Source organism: Pseudonocardia asaccharolytica DSM 44247 = NBRC 16224, from assembly GCF_000423625.1.
GTDB classification, from domain to species: Bacteria; Actinomycetota; Actinomycetes; order Mycobacteriales; family Pseudonocardiaceae; genus Pseudonocardia; species Pseudonocardia asaccharolytica.
Genome location: NZ_AUII01000012.1, coordinates 61,937 through 83,858, shown reverse-complemented (window position 1 = coordinate 83,858; position 21,922 = coordinate 61,937). Strand labels below are relative to the sequence as shown.

The window sequence follows — 21,922 nt, the reverse complement described above, 5'->3', positions numbered from 1 at the left end:
GACTGTCCTGCCCGGCCGGGGCCCGGGTTCAGCTCGACCGGAAGGTGCCGGTCTCGACCGGGGCGAAGTCGGAACCTTCGACCGAGTAGATGGTCAGCAGCATGTTGGTGGTGTCGCCGTACTGGTCGAAGGCGACCTTGCCGTTGGCCCCGTCGAGGCTGGTCTGCTGCACGGCGTCGATGAGCTCCTGGCGCTTCGCGTCGTCGAAGGCGCCGCCGTCGGCGACCTTCGCCAGCGCATTGATGATCACGTTGGTCACGTCATAGGTCAGCACGCCGTAGGCGCTGAACTCCTCGGCGAAGCCGGCCGCCTCGTAGTCGGCGATGAACGCCGTCGCGCTGGGCAGGCTCTCCGCGGGCGCCCCGACGTTGGTGGCCAGGTCGCCCGGCCGACCGCCGAGGGACACGAAGTCCGCGTCGACGATGCCGTCGCCGCCCATCAGCGGGATGGCGAGACCGGCGCCGGCGAGCTGCGCCGACAGCGGACCGGCGACGGGGTACTCGCCGCCGTAGTAGACCGCGTCCGGGTTCAGCGGGCGGATCTTGGCAATGACCCCGGAGAAGTCGGTGTCCTTCTCCCCCACCTTCTCGCGAGCCACGATGGTGGCGCCGAGCCGGGTGGCCTCCTTGGCGAACTGCTCGGCGAGGCCTGCGCCGTAGGTCTTGCCGTCGTCGATCACGGCGATGTTCTTCTTGCCGGCCTTCTGCACCATGTACTGCGCGGCGAACGGGCCCTGCACCAGGTCGGTGGTCGCGACCCGGAAATAGCCGGGGAACGGGCGCTTCGGATCGGTGGTGGGGGCCTCACCGAGGGTGAGCGTGGGGTTGGTGTTGGCCGGCGAGACCTGGACGATCTTCTTACCGGCCAGGATCGGCTGCACCGACTGCGACGTCGAGGAGTTCAGCGTGCCGACGACGCCGACGACGTTCGGGTCCGAGGAGAGCTTGGTCGCGGCCTGGCCCGCGATCTGGGCGGTCGCCTGGTCGTCCTCGGCCTGGAAGGCCAGCCGGTAGCCCGGCACCGTGCACTTCTGGTTCGCCTGGTCGACCGCCAGCTCGGCGGAGTTGCGCATCCCGAGACCGAGCGCGGAGAGCCCACCCGACAGCGGTGCGATCATCCCGATGACCAGAGTTCCCTTGCTGGTATCGCACGACCCTCCGGCGGTGCCACCGGTCTCCGATCGGTTCGTACCGCAGGCCGTGAGCACCAGCGCCCCGGCGAGAACCGCAGCGGTCGCGACGACCGCCCGCTTCCGACTCATCCTGATGTCCTTCCATGGTGATCAAGCCCCGGGGGGCCGCCGCACTCTCAACGCTGCCGAGAGCGTAGCGGACGTTATGGGACTGATCACACCCGAGCCATCAGGACGGGTGGGCCTCTACCAGACCGCAACCGGAATCTTGCATTCCCTGAGCTCGCCTTTTAACCCTCAGGCGGTCGGGGTTGCGCGAGTGTGATGCGGGGTCTGGCGTGAGGGCGGCCACCGCGGAATCCTTCGAGGTTGCGACGCTTCGAAGCGACGGCGGTGGCCGCGATGGACAGTCTGACGCTGACGGATGAGGTTGACCAGGGCCTGATCGCCGCGGGTCGGCAGCGGCTGCGGGGCTTCCGCGGGGAACTGCACGGGTGTCTGGGCCGGCGCGGGGATGCGCTGTTCGAGTTGGTCGATGCGTTGCTCGCGGCCGAGGCGATGCCGTCGCTCCCGCATCTGAGCCTGCTGCCGGTGCACCGGCGCGGTTGGGGCAGCGTGTATGCCGCCCTCGCCGCCGGAGAGATCGACGCCGCGCGGCTGGCCGAGGTGTTGGTCGCGCACCGCGGCGGCGAGGGGACACCCACCTTCGCGGTGGACGCCAGCACCTGGGCCCGCTGCGACGCCGAGTGCTCCCCCGGGCGGGGGTTCGACTACTCGCCGACCCGGCACTCGGCTGGCCAGCCGATCGTGGCCGGCTGGTGCTACTCCTGGATCGCCCGGCTGGATGGGGCGCGCGACTCCTGGACCGCGCCGCTCGACGTCCGCCGCCTGTCTCCGGGTGAGGATCTCGGGCGGGCCACCGCCGCCCAGGTCCGGGCGCTGACCGGTCGGCTGGGCGTGCCGGGGGCCGGTGCCGCTGTTCGTCTTCGATGCCGGCTACGACCCGATCGCGCTCACCGTCGACCTGGCCGACCTGCCGGTGGCGGTGCTGGTGCGGATCCGCTCCGACCGGGTGTTCTACACCGACCCGGGGACGCGGGCTCCCGGCCAGCGGGGCCGGCCGCGCCGGCACGGCGCCCGCTTTCGCTGCGCGGACCCGGCCGGTGGACCGGCGCCGGCGCAGACCCTGGCCACCCGCGACGACCAATACGGCCACGTGCAGGTGGCCGCCTGGCCCGGCCTGCATCCCAAGCTGGCCGGCCGCGGCCGCTGGGCCGGCGACGCGGGGCCCCCGATCATCACCGGCACGGTGATCCGGGTCCGGGTCGAGCACCTGCCCGGCCCCCGCGGCCGGGCGGTCAAGACGCTGTGGCTGTGGTGGGCCGGCCCCGGCGCGCCGGACCTGGACCTGTGCTGGCGCGCCTACCTCCGCCGCTTCGACCTGGAGCACACCTTCCGCTTCTGCAAGCAGGCCCTGGGCTGGACCACACCCCGGATCCGCACCCCCGAGCAGGCCGATCGCTGGACCTGGCTGATCCTCGCCGCCGACACCCAGCTGCGGCTGGCCCGACCGATCGCCGCCGACACCCGGCTGCCCTGGGAACGCCGGCTGCCGACCTCCCGGCTGACCCCGACCCGCATCCGCCGGGGATTCCCCCGGCGGCTGCCGCTGCTGGGCTCCCCGGCCAGTCCACCGAAACCCTGCGGCCGATCACCCGGACGACCCAAAGGCAGCCGCCGAGGACCAGCGCCACGCCACCCCGCCATCCACAAGGCCGCCTGAGGGTTAAAAGGCGAGCTCAGGGCACGATTACCCAATATGATGGTCACCACAGTCAGTTATGGGGCACGGCGAGCCCCTCGATGACCGCGTCGGCCACCGCCTTCATGGTCGTCCGGCGATCCATCGCGGTGCGCTGGATCCAGCGGAAGGCCTCCGGTTCGGTCATCTGCTGGCGCGTCATGAGCAGGCCCTTGGCCCGGTCGACGACCTTGCGTGTCTCCAGACGCTCGTTGAGGCTGGCGACCTCGTCCTCCAGCGCGCGCTTCTCCGCGAACCGGGAGACGGCGAGCTCGATCGCCGGCACCAGCTCGTGCCGCGCGAACGGCTTGACGAGGTAGGCCATCGCACCGGCATCGCGGGCGCGCTCGATGAGGTCGCGCTGGCTGAACGCGGTCAGCATGACGACCGGCGCGATCTTCTCCTCGACGATCGTGGCCGCCGCCTCGATCCCGTCCCGCTTGGGCATCTTGACGTCCATGATCACGAGGTCGGGACGCAGCTCCCGGGCCAGGTCGATCGCGGCCTCGCCGTCGGCGGCCTCCCCCGCGATCCGGTAACCCTCCTCGGTCAGCATCTCAGTGAGATCGAGCCGGATCAGCGCCTCGTCCTCGACGACCAGCACCCGCCAGCCCTCGGCCGGACCGGCCGCGGTGGCGGCCTCGGGGTCCTCGGAAACCTGCTGGGTCACCAGGCGTTCTCCTTCAGCGGTGGGTCGGATACAAAGGGAAAGGCTACCGGGCTAGGCTGGGCGTCCCGATGTGATCCCCGGCGTCGTGTGCGGTGACACGTCCGGGCCCCCGTAGCCCAATCGGCAGAGGCAACGGACTCAAAATCCGTCCAGTGTGCGTTCGAGTCGCACCGGGGGCACACATCACAGCAGGTCAGGGCATGGCTCCGCCTACGGTATGATCCCAAAAAGCAAGATCACCCACCGTAAACTCGGCGTTTACCCCTGATGGAGAGCCTGATGCCGCGCCCGCCGCTCGACCTCGGCCACCACGGGAACATCACCGTCCGCGAACTCTCCCCCGGCCGGTTCGTGGCGCGGTGCCGCTACCGGGAGATGACCGGCAAGACCGTCAAGGTCGAGGCCCGCGGCCCGTCGAAGACCGCCGCCCGGCGGGCGCTGCAGCACAAGCTCTCCGACCGCCGCGGCGTCACCGACGAGGACCTCAAGCCGCACCACCGCGTCCGCCGCGCCGCGGAGCTGTGGCTGCTGAAGGTCGACGCGAGGGTCGCGGACGGCGCCCTGACTCGCACGAGCGCTGACCGCTACCGGCACCGGCTCGAGAAGATCGTGCTCCCGGAGATCGGGGACCTCCGCCTCGTCGAGTGCACCGTCGCCCGGCTGGACAACTTCTTCACCGGGCTCGGCACCCGCTACGCCAGTGGCACCCGCAAGGGGGTCCGGACCGTCGTCAGCGCAATCATGGGCCTGGCGGTGCGGCACGAGGCGCTGCCGTCGAACCCGGTCCGGGACGTCGAAGACATCCGCGGTGGCGCGCGGAAGCGGCCGCGGGCGCTCACCCCGGAGGAGCGGCGGCGCTGGCTGGACTGGCTCGACGGCGAGTCCGACGACCCCAAGGAGCGGAGGGCGCAGCAGGCGGCCCGGCGCCGCGACCTGCCCGATCTGGTGCGGTTCATGCTCGGCACCGGCGTCCGGCTCGGTGAGGCGCTCGCGGTGCGCTGGTGCGATGTCGACCTCGAGGGGGTGCCGATCGACGGCCTCGATGGGATGCGGCTGGTGCCGATCGTGGCCATCTCGGGGAACGTCGTCGCGGTCAAGGGGGAGGGACTTCAGGTGCACCGCGGGAAGACGGAGAGGTCGCTGCGGGTGATCCCGCTGCCGCGGTTCGTGGTCGAGGCGCTCGCCGCCCGCGACCGCGGCGCCGACACCGACCCGGTGTTCCCCGTAGCCCGCCGGGGTGGCGGGGTCGGCTACAAGCACCCGAACAACACCGGCCGCTACATCCGGGAGGCCCGGCGGTGGGTGGGGCTGGACTGGATGTCGAGCCACGCGTGGCGCAAGACCGCAGCGACGATCTGGCACGACGCCGGGGTGTTGTCGACCCGGCAGATCGGTGACCTGACCGGGCACGCGAAGCTGTCGACGCTGACCGATGTCTACATCGCCCGGGGGGAGTTGCATCCGGAGGGGGCGGCGGTGATGGACGCCGCCTGGATGGACACCTAACCGCGGGTGGCCCGCACGAGCGGCTCCGTGGCCGGCCCGGTGACGGAGACCAGCGGGTCGGCGGCCGGCGCCGCGGCTTTCAACGGCGGCTCCGGGTGGGGGCCGCTCGTCGTGATCAGCGGGTCTGCCGTCGGGGCGGTGAGGTCGAGGAGCGGGTGGCGGTGTGGTCCGCTGATGTCGGGGGGCCAGCCGGCCAGCGCCCGGCGCAGCGTCAACGCCCCGGCAGCAGCCCCGGCCGCGGCCGCGCCGCCGGTGACGATGTGACTGCTGGGGTACGTCCACCGCCCGATGGCGGTGGGGCCGGTGGCGGCGCCACCCGTCTTGCTGATGGCCGATGGGTGGATGACGGTCTTGGTGCCCCCGGCGATCGCCAGCGGCGCCGCACCACCGGTCCGGGCGTGCGTCGTCGGGTGGGTGATCGTGTGCTGCCCTGTGCCTGCTGCGGCCGCGGCGGCGCCACCGGACTTGCGGTGCACAACCGAGGACTTGACCGTGACCGTCCCGGCCGCGGCGGGCGCCGCGGCGGCGCCACCGGTCCGCGCCGCCGCGCTCGGCGAGGCGACAACGACCGCGCCCGCCGCGACCGGGACGGTCACGGCTCCCCCGCCCCGCTGGTGGACGGCCGCCCGGGCGACGGTCGCGGCCCCGCCGGCGCCGGCGGCGGCCGCGGCCCCACCATGCGTGGTGAGGGTGGTGGCCGAGGTGACGGCGGCCGCGCCGGCGCCGGCCCCGTGCGACCCGGCCCCGCCGCCGCGGTGATGGGTCGCGGGAGGGGTGACCACCTGCTGGCCGGAGGCGGCCAGGCCGGTGGCCGCGCCGCCGGATTTCGCGCTGGTTCCGGGGCTGGTGACGGTCGCGGGCCCGCCGGCGACCGCGGTCGCCGATCCGCCGCCGAGGCGGGGGTGCACGACGGGATGCGCGAGCGCCCGGGCGCCGGAGCCGGCCGGGCGGCAACCCGCCCCACCGGTCTTGATGATCGTCGCGGGACCGTCGATGACCCGGGCCCCGGCCGCGACGCCCCGCGCCGCGGCCCCGCCGGTGCGGGGGTGCGTTGCGGCCGGGGTGACGGTGACCGAACCGGTGCCGGCCGGGCGGCCGCCGGCCCCGCCTGTCCGGGCCCGCTCCACGGCCGTGGTACCAGCGCCGGCGCCGGTCGCGGCGGCCCCGCCTGTCCGGGCCAGGGTGGCCGGCTGGGTGAGCACCGCGGCCCCGCCGCCGCCGGCGACCGTCGTGGCGCCGCCGCCGCGGATGTGGACGGCCGGTGGGGTCACGGTCCTGGTGCCGGACCCGGCCGCGGCGGCCGCCGCCCCACCCGCCGTGACGTGGGTCGCCGCCGGGGTGACGGTCTTCGCCCCGGCGGCGGCCGTCGCGGTGGCCGCGGCCCCGGACAGCGCGTAGCTGGTGGGGCCGGTGACCAGCCGCCACCCGCCGGCCGCGGCCCGGGCGGCGGCGCCGCCGGTCTGCTCGTGGGTCGTCGACGGCTGCTCGTAGCTGACCTCCACCCACACCGCGTCCACCGCGACGGTGGTGGTGGTGTTCTGCACCCCCTTGGTGCCCGACACCCGCACCCGCAGATCCGCGAGCTGCGCGTACGGGATCGGCCCGGGCACGACGAACGCCTGGTCGGTGAGCCCGGTGTTCTTGGTCAGCGTGGTCGGCGACCCGACCGGGGTACCGCCGAGGTACAGCTGCGCGGTGTGGCTGGCGATGCGGAGGGTGAAGGTGTCGGACACCGAGGAGCGGACGGTGACCGTGACGCTGGTGGCGTCCCCGCCGGGCGGGAGCACCGCGTGCAACCCGAAGCCCGACAGCTCGACGGTGCCGGTGGTGTTGCCGGTGCCGGAGGTCCACGTCGCGGTGGCGTTGTCCGGGCCGCCGGTGGCGTTACCCAGCCCGGCCCAGGTCTGGGCGACCGCGGCGGCGGCGCCCGCGTAGACCGGGCCGGTGGTGGGCACCGCTCAGCCCCCGCTCAGTCGCTGAACCCGAACTTCGGGGTGACCTTGATGGTGTCCCCGAGCGCAAGCTCGGGGATCGCGACCTCGTCGTCGAAATTGCTGTAGCACAACGCCACCCCACCGGTGGCCGCGGTGGCCACCCCGAACCCGTGGATCGGGGTGGCGTCGGCGCCGGTCGCCGCGGGGAACACCTTCTGCTCGGCGGTCACCGCGCGCACCGCCTGCGACCAAAGGGTCTCGGACACCGGCGCCCCCCAGTCTGCGGCGGCCACCGCCACCCGGGCATAGCCGGGGTAGGCGGCCTCGGTCACCCCGGTCTCGGTGGCCAGCACCGCGTCCGCGGCCGGCACCGTGGCCGCGGTCTGCGAGGTGAACAGGAACAGGTACAGCGTGGACGGGGCGGCCCCGCCCCGCGGGACGATGCCCAGCAGGTAGTCCAGCCCCTCGTTGGGGAAGATCTCCATGAGTCATCAGTCCCTCAGGCTCAGGCGGGCAGGCTTGCGCAGATCATCCATGCATAACCATTCATTGCGACGCCCTGTTCAAAACTCTTGACGTACACATCGAAACTAGTGGCATCGTTATTTACTTCTGCCACAAGAGGTCTACGCTCTCCGGTTACGGGATGCTCCACGAACGCCTGGACGCTAATGATAATCTTTCCCGGGGGGAGCGTAGCGCGTCTCCACTGTCTGAGTGTCCACTGCAACGAACGCTCCGATTCCTCGGAAAACGTGATAGCTGCCAGAAACAATGTCAGTTGGCATATTTGTCAGTCCTTCACAAGCTCGGGGTCCACAATGAACCGGCCTTGGGAGAACCGGACGGTCTCCCCCGCCGGATGGGACAGTTCGGCCTGGTAGAAGCCACGCACCGCCCCCCATCCGGCCGACAGGGCAGACGGCGGCTCGAAATAAATCCGGCCGTCGGCGGTGCGCCGCCACACCGAGGTGTCAGGCAGGTCGAGCAGCACATCACCGGTGCCGTCCTCCCGGGAGGAGACGACCGCATGCACCAGGTAGCCGGGTGCGGTCAGGTCCAGCGGCTGGCCCGAGTCGGGGTCGGTGATGACCCAGTACTGGGGTTCGTAGGAGCCGGCCTCGACGATGAGGTCGGCCCGGACGGCGGGCATCAGACGGCGTGCCGCGGCCGGTGGTCGCCCTCGCCGACCAGTGACGGGGTGCCGTCGCCGTGCACCGGGGCGGACGCGATCGAGGTGAGCAGCGAGATCACCCCAGCGCCCAGGGACACCCCGCCGGCGAGCGGCCAGTCGACGGCCAGCAGGTTGAACAGGACGTCCCCGACCAGCCACAGCGACAGCAGCGACTGTGCCATGGTCTTGACGGACCGCTCAGCAGCGGACCGCCAGAACGCGATAGTAGTCATCCGGATCTTCCCTTCGTGATCATCGAATCCGGGTCACGTGGACCGTGAGCCACGCCCAGAACATGAGGAACACGAGCGGCGCGGCGCGGCCCCACGGCCGGCGCGGGTGCACCCCGAGCCACCGGGCGAGCGTGCGCGACAGGGTCGGATGCCGGGCGCGGCGCAGCGCGGCGGCCTCCAACCAGGCGAAAGAGGAGAGGGTGGCGGCGGCCCACGCGGCCCACGCGAGATCCCAGGCCCGCCGACGGGTCACGCCGCCGAAGTCCCCGGCTCCGGCTCGGGGTCAGGGTCGGGGTCGGGGCCGAGCCGGGCGACCAAGGCCGCGGCGACCTGCCGGCCGAGCCCGGCCTCGAGCAGCGCGTCGGCGACCTGCCCGGCGTCCCCCACCGAGCTCAGCCGGCCGAACTGCTCGTGCAACCAGGCGACGAGGTCACCGGGGGTGCGCACCCCGGCCTGGCCGAACTGCAACGTGCGGTGCACCTCGCCGATCTTCTGCGTCAGGTCGGCGCCCACCGGGGACGACCAAGGGCCGTGCACGAAGTTGTGGTCGGACCAGGCCAGCACCGCGCGCAGCGTGGTCGGCCGCTCCCGCTGGGCCTCGGTGATGTCACCGTGGCGGTCGATCGGGGTGTCCAGGATCGCGTCGGCGATCTCTCGGGCGGTGGGCATGGTGTCCTCCTGTGCGAAACGCGGGATACGGGCGAGCGGGTCGGCGAGCATCCAGTCGACGCGGCGGCGCAGCGCGGGTAGATCCCAGAACGCCGGGTCGATCTTGCGGCCGGGTGGTAGCGCGCACTCCTTGTGGCCGCACGCCCGGTCCGCGCCGCGGCGCATGTAGTGCAGCAGCGCGGCCACCAGCCGCGGATAGGCGTCGCGCTGCGCGGGGGTCCAGTCGTCGACGGTGCCGCGGGATTCGGCCTCGATGCCGAGGAATGTCCAGTTGAGATCGGCGAACCCGGCCCAGCGGCTGGCTCCGGCGTGCCAGGCCACCCCAGCGGCGATCACTAGGACGGTGCCGTCGCGGGCGAGCCCGAGGTTGGCCAGCGGGCCCCGCAGGCCCGCCCGGCCATCGCGCACCACACCCAAGCTCGGATAGTTGCCGGTCGGGCCGTCGGCGGTGTGGTGCAGAACCACACCCTCGAGCTGCCGGAAGTCGCCGTGCCCGCGGGTGCGCCACCCGGCGACCTCCAGCACCGGGTAACCGGTCAGCCGCGCCGCGTCGGCCAGCCATAGCGCCCGAACCCCCATCAGTCCTCCAGGTGGTCGTAGGCGCCGGCGGATTCGGGACCGTCCGGCGCGGCCGGGTCGGCGATCCGCTCGGCCAGCTGGACCCGGGCCTCGCCAGGGGTGGGCGGTGGCTGGCGGCCGGCGTCCCACATCGCCGCCTCGTACTGCTCGGGCAGCCGGATCCCGTCCAGTCCGGTGGCGGGAGGGTGTTCGGCCTCGCCGTGCGCGCCGAGTTCGATGTCGGCGTACCGCTCCCAGCTGTCCATCTCGCGGTAGGCGCGGGACTGCGCATCCCGAGGGACGCTGATCATGTGGCCTCCCCGTAGGCGATCACACTGTCGATGTAGGACCCGGCGGTCCGGTCGAAGGTGCCGCCGCAGGTCACCAGGCGGATCACCGTCTCGGGCTGGTCCCCGAACACGGCGGCGGTCGGGAAGTCGTGCTTGGGGAGCTGCTCGACGCGGGTGATCCGGTAGGTGATCGAGGTGTGGTCGGCGCGGTCCACCGTGACGTCGTCCCCGGGCCGGAGCTCGTGCAGCCGGGCGAAGATCCCGGGGCGGCCGGCGCCGTTGACGTGGCCGAGCAGCACCGCGGGGCCCGGCTGGCCCGGTTCGGGCCCGGGTTCGTACCAGCCGGCCTGCTCTGGGGTGTGTACCGGTGGGACCTCGGCGGCGCCGTCGGGGTCGACGCCGAGCGGGATCAGCGAGCTGTGGGCGCCGATGGCGGGGATGGTCACTGCGACCGGATCGGCCACCTCGACCGGCGCCACCGGATGCGAGGGTGGGGCGGGGGGTTCGGGCTGGCCGCAGCCCACCACCAGCATCGTGGCCAGCCCGAGCGTGGGCAGCAGCCGCCTCACAGCCCGCCCGTCTCCGGGGCGCCGACCGGCACCCGTTCGACCTGGGTGAAGCCGCCGCCGCGGTCCGCTGGGGTGTGGCGCGGGCTGGTCGTCTTCGCGGCGCCGGTGTCGGGGTGCGGCGTGACGGTGCTGCCCGGGCCGGATGCTGCGGGGGCCGGGACGCACTTCGCCCGCTCCACCACCGCCTTCTCCAAGGCGATGCGGGTGTTCAGCACGGCCATCGCGACCGGCACATCCGCGGCCCCGAACCGCAGGTTCGCCTGCTCGTACAGGCCGCGCAGCTGGTCCACAGTGCCACCGGCGAGTCCCTGACTGGACACCCCGGTTTCGAGGATGCGGCGGGCCTGGGCGATCTGCCCGGTGGTCACGCCCTTCGCGGTGAGCCGAGCGGTGGCGTCGGCGAGCGCGGCGTCGTAGTCACGTTGCGCCGTGGTCACCGCGGCGGCCTCCGCGCGGCAGTCCGCGGCGGGGGCGGCGAGCGCGGTCGTCGGCGCGACGGCCAGCAGCGCGCCGACCGCGGCCCCGACCAGGATCCGGGCAGGATTCACAGGGGTTCTCCGATCTACGGGTCGTCGGCGGTGGCGGCCGGTCACCACAGACCGACCATCGCGATCAGCCACGACAGCGAGCACAGCGTCAGGTAGGCGGTGCTGATTGGGTGTGATTCGACGATCTGGCCGAGCTGGGTCACCGTGGTGGCCTCCCCGACGGCGGACCCGGGGACGGGTCCGACTCCGATGGTGTGGTGTTTCGGGAGATCAGCTTGCGGTCGGCCAGCACCGTCGCGGGGAGGCCGATCATCGCGGCGGCGATGGTGAGGATCGCGATCCGTGGTTCCGCGGCGATGACCGTCTCGTAGCCCAGCAGCGCCAGGCCCCCGATCAGCAGCACGGCGTCGCGTATCGCTCCGGGCTTCACGCGCATCGGGCACCCACATCAGTCCTCCGGCTCAGATCCCGTAGACCCGGACCCAGTCGATCTCGTACTTGGCTGGCTGCATACTGGTGCCGGAGAAGTTGTCCAGCTGGATGGTCAGATGCCCGGACGGCATGCACTGGATGCACGACCGCCCGCCGGGGCCGGCGCCCCCGGAATAGCGGTACACCTCGACCCCGTCGATGAACCCGGCGATGTACTCCGGGGTCCACTCCACCGCCACGTTGTGCCACTGCCCCAGATCCACGCCCGGGGTCATGCACCAACCGCCCTCCTGCTGCACCGGCATGTTCGGGTGCGGGTAGTGGATGAAATGCCCGGCGCAGGTGCCGTCCGGGGCGGCGTTCTCCCAGAAGTCGTACTCGCCATCTTCGGGCCAGATGTCACTCGTCGGCCAGATGAGCAGCAGCGGGTGGTAGGTGTTGCTGCCCGGCCCGGTCGAGTAGGACTTGACCCGGGCCTCCCAGCGGCCGTACTGGCGGTCCAGCTTGGCCGCCATCCCGGCGCTGTCCCCGTTGGCGAACCCGGTCTGCACCAACGCCGACCCGTTCACGGTGGCCGCGTGCACACAACGGCGGCCGTTACCGGCGTGCCCAGGCCAGCAGCCGCCGCTGCCGCCCTCGCCGTAGACCGACCACCTACTCGGGTCCGGGGCGCCGGTGTAGTTGAACTCGTCGGCCCAGATCGGGGTGCCCCACCCGTACTTGACCGCGGCCTCGGTCTGGTCCCCACCCGGCGGTGGCGGCCCGGACGTCGGGGGCGGGCTGGTCGGGTCGGTGGTGGGCGGCAGCGCGTCCCCCAGCGGGGTCGCGGTGACCGTCACATCCGGGAACGCCTCGGTCGCCGACCACGTCTTGAGCGTGAACGTGTAGCTGTCACCGGGGCGCAGCAGGTCCATCGTGAACGTGCGCACCTCGGGACCCAGGTCGGTGCCCCAGTAGCCGGTGCCGTCGGTGTCGGTGCCGTCCCGGGAGATGTGCTGCCCGGTGATGTCGGTGCGGGTGGTCGTCCAGTCGAGGCGGACCTGCCCGTCCAGGGGGGTCGCGGTCAGTGTGGTGTCGCCCGCCGTCGGCGGGGGCTCCGTCGTGGGCGGCGGAGATGTGGGGTCGGTGGTCGGCGGCGGAGACGTTGAGCCGTCCACGATCACCGTGCCTGAGCCGTCCACGCCAGGTCCGGTCACCGAGATGTCGTAGGAGCCGGGCTGGCAAGCAACCGTCAGCAGCAGCGCCGCGCACGCCGAGATGATCAACCAGAGTCGTCGTCGCACAGCGAGGGTCCTCTCGGGATTGGGACAGCGAGGATGTGGGTCGGTCAGAGGGCCAGCCGCTGACCGGGGTAGATCAGGTGCGGGTTCGGGACGGCAGCGCGGTTCTTGGCGTGCAGCAGCGGCCAGGTGGTGCCGTGGCGGACGGCGATCTCGGAGAGGGTGTCGCCGGGCCGCACCGTGTAGACGCCGGTCCCGACGCCCGCCGGTTGGTGGTGCTTCCCCGCCGCCTTCGGGGCCGGTGTGGTGAGCGGCGGCTCCGCCTTGGTCTTGGCTGGTGCGGGCTTCGGTGTGGCCGGCCCGGTCTTGCCGGCCCAGCAGCCCTTGCTCGCGGCCCAGGGACGTAGCCCCTCGGCCGCGTAGGCTCGGTTGGCGATCTCGGTCTGCTGGGCTGGGGTGGCGTCCTTCGCCCGGGCCGCGTACTGGCCGCCGCCGTAGGCAAGCCAGGTGGAGTCGATGAACTGGTACAGCCCGGACGCCGAGGATCGGGGGTTCTGGGCGCGTGGGTCCCCACCGGACTCACACGCGATGATCGGGCCCCAGTCCACCGCGGGTGCGAGCTCGGTGGCTTCAGCGGTCTGCGTGGCCAGCGCGGCGACCACAACGCCGGTGGCGGCGGCCGCGGCGACGTTGCGGGCGGTGTGGGTCGGTTTGCGGTGGCGGCCGCGGTAGCGGTAGCGGGCGAGCAGCGTGGTCAAAGACCCTCCTCCGGGTTACTGATGCGGTCAGTCCGTGGGGGTCTCAGGGCCGCGCCGCGCGGCTACTGCGTGCGGAGATCCGGCCGGGTCAGCCGCGGCCGGCTGGTCTCGACGACCTGCAGGCCAGCGTCGAGCAGCGCGGCGAGCCGATCCCGCCCGGCGGTGCCGCCGCCGAGCGCGGCGACCGCCTGGGCCTCGATCTGCGTCTGCTCGTCGACCAGCGGAGACACCTGCTCCACCGGGAAGCCAGCGCGGCCGCCGTCGTCGAGCTCGACGATCACCTGCTCGGGCTGGTAGCCGACGACTCGGCCGCGGACGCTCACCCCGAGCTTCGGGGTAGCGATGACCCGCTGCCGGTCGGTGATCCACTGCTGGGGGTCGCGGGCGGTCATGCGGGCCTCCGGTCAGTAATCGACCCCGGACGGGCCGAGGTCCATTCCGAGGTCGGTGATCCACAGCTCGGGGCGCGAGGCACCGGAGGACCACACCCCGTAGTTCTGCCCGGCGGAGAACCCCTGCGCGGACAGCAGCACCGACAGCACGTGGTCGGTCGTGGGGGCGTACAACTTGTCCAACACGCCCTCGTTGACGAAGCCGCCACCGGGGAAAATCACCCACGATTGCTTGAGATCGGGGCTGGACGTGGTCGGCTCAACACCACTGGTGGTGTAGGTCAGGAACAGGTCGGCGCCGGAGTCCGCGCCGTCCGTCCACACCCCGACCCGGGCCGAGACCAGATAGATCCGGTCGGCCACCACCGGCGCGCTGGCCGAGAGCACCATCCGCCGGGTGCCACCGGCGAACGGGTGGATGTTCCCCCCGGCCCGGGTGCGGTAGCCGACCACGCCCTGGGCCGCGGCGGCGGCCGCGCCGCGGGCGACCCGGTCCGCCGGGTGCCGGGCCTGCCGGTCCAACTCGCGCAGCCGTCGCTCGGTCTGCGGCTCGACGTCCTTCGTGGTCCGCGCGATCCGGGCCATCACGGGCTCCCCGGCGTCAACCGCTCGCCGATCGTGGTCAGCTTCAGCTCGGCGGGGGTCATCGACACCGCGATGATCCGCCGACGGGTGGCCACATCGTCCAGCCACGGATGCCCGGTCACCGTGAACCCGCAGGTGTCCCCCAGGCCCCAGGTGTCCCGATACGGCGGGCCGGCGTCGGACGGGGCGGCCAGGGTGATCTCCTCCACGGCCTGCGCGTACTGCTGCTGGTAGGAGCGCGCCAATGCGGCCAGTTGATCGGGGTAGGCGTTGGACACGTTGTCCCGGTCGGCGCGCTCCAACACCAGCCACGGGTCGCCGCGGTCGACCGCGTACACCCCGACCAGCCGCTGCTTCTCGCCGCCGTCACCGTCGGGGGCGTCCCCGGCGGCGTAGGCGACGGTGCGGGTCTCCGAGTCGTCCAACTCCCCGGCGATCGCGACCAGCGGGAAGTCCCAGACCGCGTCGTCGTTCGGCCCTCCCAGGTGCGGGTCCCCGATCGCGACATCCCAGGACAGCGTGGCCATGTCGTCCGACAACTGGGGGCGCAGCAGCACGTCCGGGCCGCCGTCGGCGTCGACCAGCTCGGCCACCGTCTCCCGCGCGGTGCGCAGGTCCGCCCCCAGGTAGGTGACGGTGCTGCCTTCCGCGCCGGACTGTGCCGGCAGGCTCACCGGCAGGGACCGGCCCGGGCCGGCGGTGGCTCGGGCCAGCAGCTCGAGCACCAGGTCCCGGGGCAGCAGGTCGCGGACGAGGTCGGCTGCCTCATTGGCCGGGTCGTGCCAGTAGCCGTCAGCGACCACGATCCGCCGCTCGTACACCCAGTCCAGGGTGGCGGCGCCGATCCGCACCCCGGTGGCGTCCCATCCGAGGGTGGTGACCGGGCCGGCCCAGAGCACGGTGCGGTCGCGCACCACGGCCAGGGAGAGGCTGGACATGCCAGCGGCGATGCCGCGCAGCGTGGAGCGCAGGATCTGTCCGGCCCGGTCCCGGCCGGGGAGGTCCACGGTGACGTCGGCCCGGCCGGCCTCGCCCCAGGCCAGGGGCTCGTCGAACGCCCAGCTGGGCTGATCAAGGCCGTCGACGATCTCCCCGGTGCGGGTGCGGGCCACCAGCACCTCAAACTCGGGGGCGGTCACTGGATCTCGATCGTCCCGGTGATCGACAGCACCGACGCCGTGGTGATCGGGTACTTGCCGGGCAGCTGCGGGATGCCGGTGCCGGCCGCGCCCGGGGCGCTGGCCGCCTTCAGGTTGCCCAGCCCGGTGTAGGACTCGTTCATCGGGAACCGGGGCTGCAACACCGTGGAGTTGGGCGGCAGGAAACACGCCCCGGAGAACAGCTTCTGCGCGCCCTCGTTGCCGGTGTAGAGCACGCACAGCACGTGGGTTTCCAGCCCGGTGCGCGAGGTCATCCCCGGCGGCAGCGTGGTGGAGATCGTGCCGGTGCCCGCGTTGATTCCGCTGTTGCCGAAGAAGAACGTGTAGGCCAGGTCCAGACGCTTCCCGGACACCAGGTAGCGGCCCAACGCCTGCCCGTTCACCCCCAGGTTCACCGTGCCCGACGGGTTCCCGCCCTGCCCGGCGTAGGACAGGACCGGGTTCCACTGGGTCCAGGCGGCCGGGGACACCATCGGCACCCACACCCCGCCGACCCACGCCTCGATCTGCCCGTTCTTGAACCGGCGCAGGTCGCCCTCGAACGAGCCGACACGGGTGTCCCAGTCCTCGCACAACCGGATCCCACCCGGCGCCCGGGTCCACGAGTACAGCGCGATGACCTCTTGGGGACCGGCGTTGGTGACCCGGGTCCGGAACAGCGCGATGGTGTTGATCGGAGTACCGGGCACCGACGGGTTCGACGAGGCGGTGCCGGTCACCGAGCGCAGCTGATAGTCCCCGGACACCACCTCGCCGACGATCAGATCCCACCGCGACTGGCCCGCGGCCGGCAGCGGGGTCTCCAGCGGGCAGGTCAGTGACGCCGTCGACGTGCACACCCACGTCCCCGAGGCGTTCTCCACGATCGCTTGATGCGCGGTCACCACGATGTTGTTGCTGCTCTTCGTCGCGGTCGGCCCGGCGGACTCGACCACCCCGGTCTCGGCCTGGTAGGCCGACCCGGGCGCTTTGGCCCAGCCCGCGCCCAGCGCCAGCCGGGCCTCATTCTCGGTGACCTTGAGCGTGGCCGCCCACGGGCTGATCAGACTCTTGACGGTGCCCACTTAGACCCACGCTCCCCTCGCATGCACGGTCAGGCTTGAACCCGGGCCGGTCGCGCCGGACATCCGGAAGGTGCGCAACTCCCCCGGCAGCAGCGCTGGCCAGCCCCCGGACACCCAGATCGCGCCGCGGGCGTTCTGCCCACCCAGCACCGCCCCCCGGGCCGGGATCGGCACCGCGCAACCGGGCACATCGAACGCCACCCGGCCTGTGCAGTTGACGAACAACGCCTCCCCGGCGGCGACCGCGCCGCGCACCCCGACCACCGACGGTGTACCGAGACCCTCAACCTGAACGTTGTTCGTCGGCCCGGTCACCTGCAGCACCAGCAGCGCCTCCGCCGTCCCAGCACCGGCCACAGTGGCGTCGATGTAGGCCGGCGCAGTGCCCATGTCCAGGCCGGGCGACGAGAAGTCCGCGCCCGACCCACCGAAGTCGATCCCCCCCGACCCCGGGTCCCCACCCGCCGCCGAGGCCGACGTCCAGGCCAGGTCGTACCGGTACGGGTCGGCCGCCACCAACGGGACCGACCAGTCCCAGATCCGCGGTGACACCGGATCGATCAGGATGTCCCCGGCCTGCTCCACATAGGCCACCAGAGTGCGGTGAGCGCCCTGCACAACCAGCGGGTACCGCTCCCCCGGGTCCGGGCACAACGCGGCCAACCGGTCCGCGTGCTCCCACCCCAGCTCCACAGTCGGAGGGAACATCCGCCCGACCAGCTCCAGGGTGCGGGTGCCGCGGTAGGCCGCCGACCGGTGCGCCCCGTCCGCCGTCGGCCGCTCGCTGTGCGCGGTACGCCGGCCCGGCCCCGCGGTCCAGCCCTTGAGGCCGGTGAGGATCCACGCCGTGCCGGTGTCGTCGACGTGCTGGCCATAGGAGCCGTGCGAGGCGGTGAGCGTGTCCAGGGTGACCGTCAGGATCGTCACCGGCTTCGCCTCGCCCACTGCTGGCGGCGGACCACCTCGGCGGCCAACCGGTCGATCTCCGTGCTGGACAGCGGTTCCCGGGCAAGCACCTCGACCTTGAGTGTCTCGGCGCCGTCGCCGCCGCGGACCCCGTCGGCCAGCTGTTGGTCGGCGTACACCTGGCGGGGTCCGCCACCACCGCGGTAGGCGCCGTCCCCGAGGACCGCGACGAGCGACTCGAACGCGCTGGTCTGCCGCGGCGACAGCACCCGCTCCGGTTTCGCGGTGAGCTTCGGCAGCAGACCAGGCCCGACCGCGAGCCCACCACGGTCGTACCAATGCGGCGACCGCGACAGCCACCGCGAGTACGCCGTGACAGGGTCGCCGTAGGCGCGGCGGATGTAGTTGAGGCCCCACTCGGCCTGCCCGGCCGGGGTCGGCTCGACCGGGCCGTGGATCGAGGTCATCTTCTGGAACAGGCCCCGCGCCGAACTCGACGGGTTGGCGGCGTTCGGGTTCCACGACGATTCGCCCTGGATCAGCTTCGACAGCGCGTCCCACTGCGGTCCGGAGCCCCAGCCGTACCGGCTCGCGACGGCTTGCACCGCGGCGATGACCTCGGGGCTGCCGGCGGCGGCCGAGTTGCTCGCCGCGTCGGCCTCGTCGGCCTTGCCGAACAGGAAGTCGCGGGCCTTGCCCCACGCCCAGTCGAACGCCTTGAGCGGGAAGTCGCCGACCATGGTGCCGTTGCCGGGGAACGCGGCGGTGACCCAGCCGCGGACCACCCCGACGACCTCGTCGAGGATCTGCTGGATCTGGTCGCGGGCGGTGTAGTAGGCGATGTCGGCGGCCAGGCCGGGGCGGCGCGCGAACAGCCCGAGCACGTCGAGCATGCCGCCCTTCTCCACCCGCGCCCAGTGCACGTGGTCGTGATGCCCGGCCCGGGTGGCGGCGTTGTAGGTGTGGGGACGGCCGTTGAACAGGTTGATCCCCGGGGTGTGGATGAGCTCGTGGGAGTCGGGGTAGTTCGCCGCGATCCACCGGTTCACGTTCAGCATGAACGGCTTGTCCATCGGCCGGGGCCCGGCCACGTCGATCGCCCGGCCGGCGCCGTGCTCGCCGGAGTCGCCGCGGCGGACCGCGGAGGTGAGCCGGGCGGTCGGGAAGGCGCGGCGGACCACATCCCACAGCTCGTCCCAGCGCACCGGGCCGCCCTTGGCGAACCGGGGCAGGTTCCCGTCCAGTGCTGCCTGGCGCAGCGATTCGACGTAGCCGTGGCCGCCGGCGGCGCGTACCTCGCGCGCGGTCCACACGTGCTCGCCGTCCGACAGCAGCGCCGGGATGGAGTCCGAGGTGCCGGTGCCGGGGCCGTGGACGCTGCCGCCGGTGGCCCACCCGGACAGGTCGACACGGGGGAAGTCGCCGAGCGGGAACACCGACTTGGCCTTGTCCCACAGCCAGCCGATGCCCTTGTTCCAGACGGTTTCGATCACGAACCGGACGGGTGCCTTGAAGGCCTCCTTGATGCCCTCCCAGATGCGCTTGATGCCGCCGACGATGCGGTCGAAGGTGTTCTTGAACCCCTCGGCGGCGGAGGCGAAGAAGTCGAATGTGGGTTTGATGATGTGGTCGTAGATCCAGCGGAACGCCGCGCCGAGCGCATCCCACCCGGCCTTGATCCAGTCGAAGACCGGCCGCAGCACGTTCGACCAGAGCCAGGTCGCCGCGGCGGCCACGGCGTCCCAGGCGGGCTTGAGCACGTTCTCCCAGATGACCTTCATACCCAGCAGCAGCCGGTCCCAGGTGTCCTTGATCCAGCCGAACACGGGGGACAGGACGTTGGTCCACAGCCAGGTCGCGGCGGCGGAGATGGCGTCCCAGGCGGGGCGCAGGATGTTCTCCCAGGCCCACTTCATGGCCGCGACCAGGCCGTCCCAGATCGCCTGGATTCCGCGGAACGCGGGCAGCAGCGCGTTGGTCCACAGCCACAGCCCGGCCGCGGCGACGGCGTCGAACACCGGCTTCAAGATCGCGGACCAGACCCAGGAGAACGCGGCGCCCAGCAGCTCCCAGGCGGCGACGATCGGGCCGACGACGAGCGCGATGACCAGCTTCGCGAGGAACAGCGCGGCGTCGCCGATGAACCCGAACACCGGCTTGAGGATCGTGCTCCACAGCCAGGAAAACGCCGCCCCCACCGCCCGCGCGGCGGTGACGATCCCGTCCCAGGCCGGGCGCAGCGCGTTCTCCCACAGCCACACCGCGGCCGCGCCGACCGCCTTGGCGGCGGTGACGATCCCGTCGAACGCGGGCTTGAGCGCGTTGTTCCACGCCCACAGCGCCGCGGTCTTGATCGCCCCCCACACCGCCGTAACGACGTTACGGAAGCCTTCGAAGTTGTGCCACGCGTAGATCACCCCGGCGACCAGGCCGGCGATCAACGCGACAACGAGCCCGATCGGGTTCGCCGCGAACGCGGCGTTGAGCAGCCACACCGCCGTGCGCACCGACAGGATCACGCCCTTGGCGAACGCGACCGCCTTGGTGAACCCAGCCACCACCAGCGTCGCGGTGCCCGCGACGGCGTAGAACCCACCGACCGCGACAGCGATCCCCACAATGATCGGGGTGAGCGGCCGCAGCCACTCCGACAGCTTCACCACGATCGGCGACACGTAATCCAGGGCGGCCCCGAGCAGCCGGAACGCGGTCACCGCCGCCCCGATCGCGATCGAGCCAAGGAACTTGACCGCCGGCCACAGCGCCTCCCACATGTTCCGCGCCGCCAACCCGACCGCCTCGAGGAACCCGGCCAGCCCCGAACTGGTGATGTCGTTGCCGCCGTCGCGCAGCGCCCCGAAGAACGCCTGGATTCCGCCGGTGATCTCCTGGAAGATCTCGTTGCTGCCGATGGCCTTGACCAGGTCGGGGAGCTTCTTGAACTCGTCGCCGACGATCTTCATGCCGGCGCGGATGTGCGGCAGCGCCGGCTCGATCAGCGTCGCCATGGTCGAGGAGATGGACGACTTGAGCGAGTCGATCGACCCGACCCAGGTGTCCTTCATCTGGTTCATCAGGCCGGCGAAGCGCGGGGTCTCCCCCGCGATCCCCCTGGTGCCTTCCTGGATGCCCTTGACTAGCCCGGAGATCGCGGTGTTCGAGTCGACCGCGCCCTTGCTGATCTGGTCGCGCATCTCGTTCGCGGTGATCCCGGCCTGGTTCGCCAGGATCTGCAGCGCCGGGATGCCGTTGGCCGAGAGCCTGTTGACTTCCTCCAGCGACAGCCGCCCGGCGACCTGGATCGCGCCGAACGCGTCGGCGATCATCGTCAGCCCGGCCGAGCCCTGCCCGGCGCCGGCTGCGGCGTTGCCGACCGCCTCCAGGGTGGGGATCACGTTGCGGGCGTCCATGCCGAACGCGACGAGGTTGCGGGCGGCGTTCGCCAGGTCGGGGAACGCGAACGGGGTGGTCTTGGCGAAGGCGAGGACCTCGTCGAGGAAACCCTTGGCCTTCTCCGCGTTGCCCATCATCGTCTTGAGCGCGACGTTGGCCTGCTCGATCTGGGAGAGCCGGTTGACCCCGGCGAACACCGCCGACCCGGCCCCGGCTACCCCGGCCAGCGCCCCGAACTGCTTCAGCAGCCCGATCCCGGCGACGATCGGCGCCTGGATCCCGGACTTGATCGACTCGCCGATGCGGGAGAACACCCCGGACGCGTGCCCGGACAGCTCGGTGAACCCGCCGCCGAGACGGCCCACCGCCGACCGGGCCCCGTCCAGCCCGGACCGCAGCGCCCCGCCGAGGGTGCCGGCGCGGCCGGAGAACGCCGACGCCGCGGCCTCTCCGGACACGAACCCGTCACGGACCCGCCCGAGGGTGCCGGTGACCCCGTCGAACGCGCGGCGCGCCACCCCACCGACCGTCCCGGCGACCCCGGAGAACGCTGATGCGGCGGCGGTCGAGGAGCTCCAGCCGTCCCGAACCTTGCCAAGGGCGCCGAGGACCGGGTCGATCGCCCGGCGGGTCGCCCCACCGACCGTCCCGGCAGCCCCGGCAAGCCCCGATGCGGCGGTCGAGGCGTTGGTGAACCCGTCGCGGAACCGGCCGAGCGCGGCCAGCCCCGGCGCGGCCGCGGACGCCAGCCGCGACCCCAACGCCTGCCCGGCGGTCTTACCCGCCGACTCCGCCGACGACCCCACCGACGACAGATCGGAACGGATCTTCGTCAACGTTGGGGCAAGAGCCTTCTCGGTCTCCTGCCCGGCCGCCTGCCCCAGCGACGACCCGACCCCCCGCAGCTCGCTGCGGACCGCCTGGTGGAATCCCTTCAGCGACGGCAGCACCTGCAGAAACGCCGTGCCCGCCTGGTACTGGGCCATCG

Annotated in this window: 21 protein-coding genes, 1 tRNA gene and 1 pseudogene; 3 read left to right on the top strand and 20 right to left on the bottom strand. The window is 72.4% G+C overall.

From position 1 onward, the window contains the following. Positions 1-28: 28 nt before the first annotated feature. Positions 29-1,261: a branched-chain amino acid ABC transporter substrate-binding protein gene (locus G567_RS0114800; RefSeq protein WP_028930609.1), complete on the bottom strand. Its 1,233-nt coding sequence runs from the start codon at positions 1,259-1,261 to the stop codon at positions 29-31. Between the two features lie 838 nt (positions 1,262-2,099). Here G567_RS0114800 and G567_RS35530 point away from each other — a divergent pair. Next, positions 2,100-2,915 (top strand): annotated as a pseudogene (locus G567_RS35530) (transposase); the annotation flags it as partial. A 52-nt stretch (positions 2,916-2,967) separates the two neighbouring features. Here the strand turns inward: G567_RS35530 and G567_RS0114790 are convergent. Next, positions 2,968-3,603, bottom strand: coding sequence for an ANTAR domain-containing response regulator (locus tag G567_RS0114790; protein WP_028930608.1), 636 nt, complete (start codon positions 3,601-3,603; stop codon positions 2,968-2,970). Between the two features lie 105 nt (positions 3,604-3,708). Between G567_RS0114790 and G567_RS0114785 the strand changes: the two genes are divergently transcribed. Together G567_RS0114785 and G567_RS0114780 are read left to right on the top strand one after the other, a co-directional pair. Next, positions 3,709-3,782: transfer RNA gene (locus tag G567_RS0114785), tRNA-Leu, on the top strand. Positions 3,783-3,882: 100 nt separating this feature from the next. Then, complete coding sequence (locus G567_RS0114780; protein WP_028930607.1) at positions 3,883-5,109, top strand: tyrosine-type recombinase/integrase; 1,227 nt, start codon at positions 3,883-3,885, stop codon at positions 5,107-5,109. On the opposite strand, the gene G567_RS32155 is transcribed toward G567_RS0114780, so the two are convergent. The 18 genes from G567_RS32155 to G567_RS0114685 form a co-directional block, all read right to left on the bottom strand. Further along, a complete protein-coding gene (locus G567_RS32155; protein ID WP_028930606.1) occupies positions 5,106-7,064 on the bottom strand; it encodes a hypothetical protein in 1,959 nt (652 codons plus the stop codon). The two genes, G567_RS0114780 and G567_RS32155, sit on opposite strands and share 4 nt — an antisense overlap. A gap of 14 nt (positions 7,065-7,078) precedes the next feature. Next, positions 7,079-7,528 carry a phage tail fiber protein gene (locus tag G567_RS0114770; RefSeq protein WP_028930605.1) on the bottom strand — a complete coding sequence of 150 codons (450 nt, stop codon included), beginning with the start codon at positions 7,526-7,528 and terminating at the stop codon, positions 7,079-7,081. A gap of 308 nt (positions 7,529-7,836) precedes the next feature. Next, a complete protein-coding gene (locus tag G567_RS0114765) occupies positions 7,837-8,196 on the bottom strand; it encodes a hypothetical protein (RefSeq protein ID WP_028930604.1) in 360 nt (119 codons plus the stop codon). Further along, positions 8,196-8,450 carry a holin gene (locus G567_RS0114760; protein ID WP_028930603.1) on the bottom strand — a complete coding sequence of 85 codons (255 nt, stop codon included), beginning with the start codon at positions 8,448-8,450 and terminating at the stop codon, positions 8,196-8,198. Before G567_RS0114760 ends, G567_RS0114765 begins: the two co-directional genes overlap by 1 nt. 19 nt (positions 8,451-8,469) lie before the next feature. Next, positions 8,470-8,703, bottom strand: coding sequence for a hypothetical protein (locus tag G567_RS0114755; RefSeq protein ID WP_028930602.1), 234 nt, complete (start codon positions 8,701-8,703; stop codon positions 8,470-8,472). Next, the gene (locus G567_RS32150; protein ID WP_051233066.1) at positions 8,700-9,698 is read right to left on the bottom strand and encodes an N-acetylmuramoyl-L-alanine amidase; all 999 of its coding nucleotides are present in this window, start codon (positions 9,696-9,698) and stop codon (positions 8,700-8,702) included. The genes G567_RS0114755 and G567_RS32150 overlap by 4 nt, the downstream gene beginning before the upstream one ends. After that, positions 9,698-9,988 (bottom strand): hypothetical protein, encoded by a 291-nt coding sequence (locus G567_RS0114745; RefSeq protein ID WP_028930601.1) that lies wholly within the window; start codon positions 9,986-9,988, stop codon positions 9,698-9,700. The genes G567_RS32150 and G567_RS0114745 overlap by 1 nt, the downstream gene beginning before the upstream one ends. Beyond that, entirely contained in the window at positions 9,985-10,536 is a 552-nt protein-coding gene (locus G567_RS0114740) for a class F sortase (protein WP_307724176.1), read from the bottom strand. Before G567_RS0114740 ends, G567_RS0114745 begins: the two co-directional genes overlap by 4 nt. Further along, on the bottom strand, positions 10,533-11,084 hold the full coding sequence (locus G567_RS0114735; protein WP_028930599.1) for a hypothetical protein: 552 nt from the start codon (positions 11,082-11,084) through the stop codon (positions 10,533-10,535). The genes G567_RS0114740 and G567_RS0114735 overlap by 4 nt, the downstream gene beginning before the upstream one ends. A gap of 139 nt (positions 11,085-11,223) precedes the next feature. Continuing rightward, on the bottom strand, positions 11,224-11,460 hold the full coding sequence (locus G567_RS0114725; protein WP_028930598.1) for a hypothetical protein: 237 nt from the start codon (positions 11,458-11,460) through the stop codon (positions 11,224-11,226). A gap of 25 nt (positions 11,461-11,485) precedes the next feature. Then, positions 11,486-12,739, bottom strand: a complete 1,254-nt coding sequence (locus G567_RS32145) for a glycoside hydrolase family 16 protein (RefSeq protein WP_147201337.1) — start codon at positions 12,737-12,739, stop codon at positions 11,486-11,488. 44 nt (positions 12,740-12,783) lie between these two features. Then, entirely contained in the window at positions 12,784-13,434 is a 651-nt protein-coding gene (locus G567_RS0114715; RefSeq protein WP_028930597.1) for a LysM peptidoglycan-binding domain-containing protein, read from the bottom strand. A gap of 62 nt (positions 13,435-13,496) precedes the next feature. Continuing rightward, entirely contained in the window at positions 13,497-13,826 is a 330-nt protein-coding gene (locus G567_RS0114710) for a hypothetical protein (protein WP_028930596.1), read from the bottom strand. A gap of 12 nt (positions 13,827-13,838) precedes the next feature. After that, positions 13,839-14,411 carry a hypothetical protein gene (locus G567_RS0114705; RefSeq protein ID WP_028930595.1) on the bottom strand — a complete coding sequence of 191 codons (573 nt, stop codon included), beginning with the start codon at positions 14,409-14,411 and terminating at the stop codon, positions 13,839-13,841. Continuing rightward, positions 14,411-15,550, bottom strand: coding sequence for a hypothetical protein (locus tag G567_RS0114700; protein ID WP_028930594.1), 1,140 nt, complete (start codon positions 15,548-15,550; stop codon positions 14,411-14,413). Before G567_RS0114700 ends, G567_RS0114705 begins: the two co-directional genes overlap by 1 nt. Further along, positions 15,547-16,635, bottom strand: coding sequence for a hypothetical protein (locus G567_RS0114695; RefSeq protein WP_028930593.1), 1,089 nt, complete (start codon positions 16,633-16,635; stop codon positions 15,547-15,549). The genes G567_RS0114700 and G567_RS0114695 overlap by 4 nt, the downstream gene beginning before the upstream one ends. Continuing rightward, on the bottom strand, positions 16,636-17,562 hold the full coding sequence (locus G567_RS34260) for a hypothetical protein (RefSeq protein ID WP_147201162.1): 927 nt from the start codon (positions 17,560-17,562) through the stop codon (positions 16,636-16,638). It lies immediately after the preceding gene. Then, the gene (locus G567_RS0114685) at positions 17,559-21,920 is read right to left on the bottom strand and encodes an aggregation-promoting factor C-terminal-like domain-containing protein (protein ID WP_028930591.1); all 4,362 of its coding nucleotides are present in this window, start codon (positions 21,918-21,920) and stop codon (positions 17,559-17,561) included. Before G567_RS0114685 ends, G567_RS34260 begins: the two co-directional genes overlap by 4 nt. Positions 21,921-21,922: the final 2 nt, after the last annotated feature.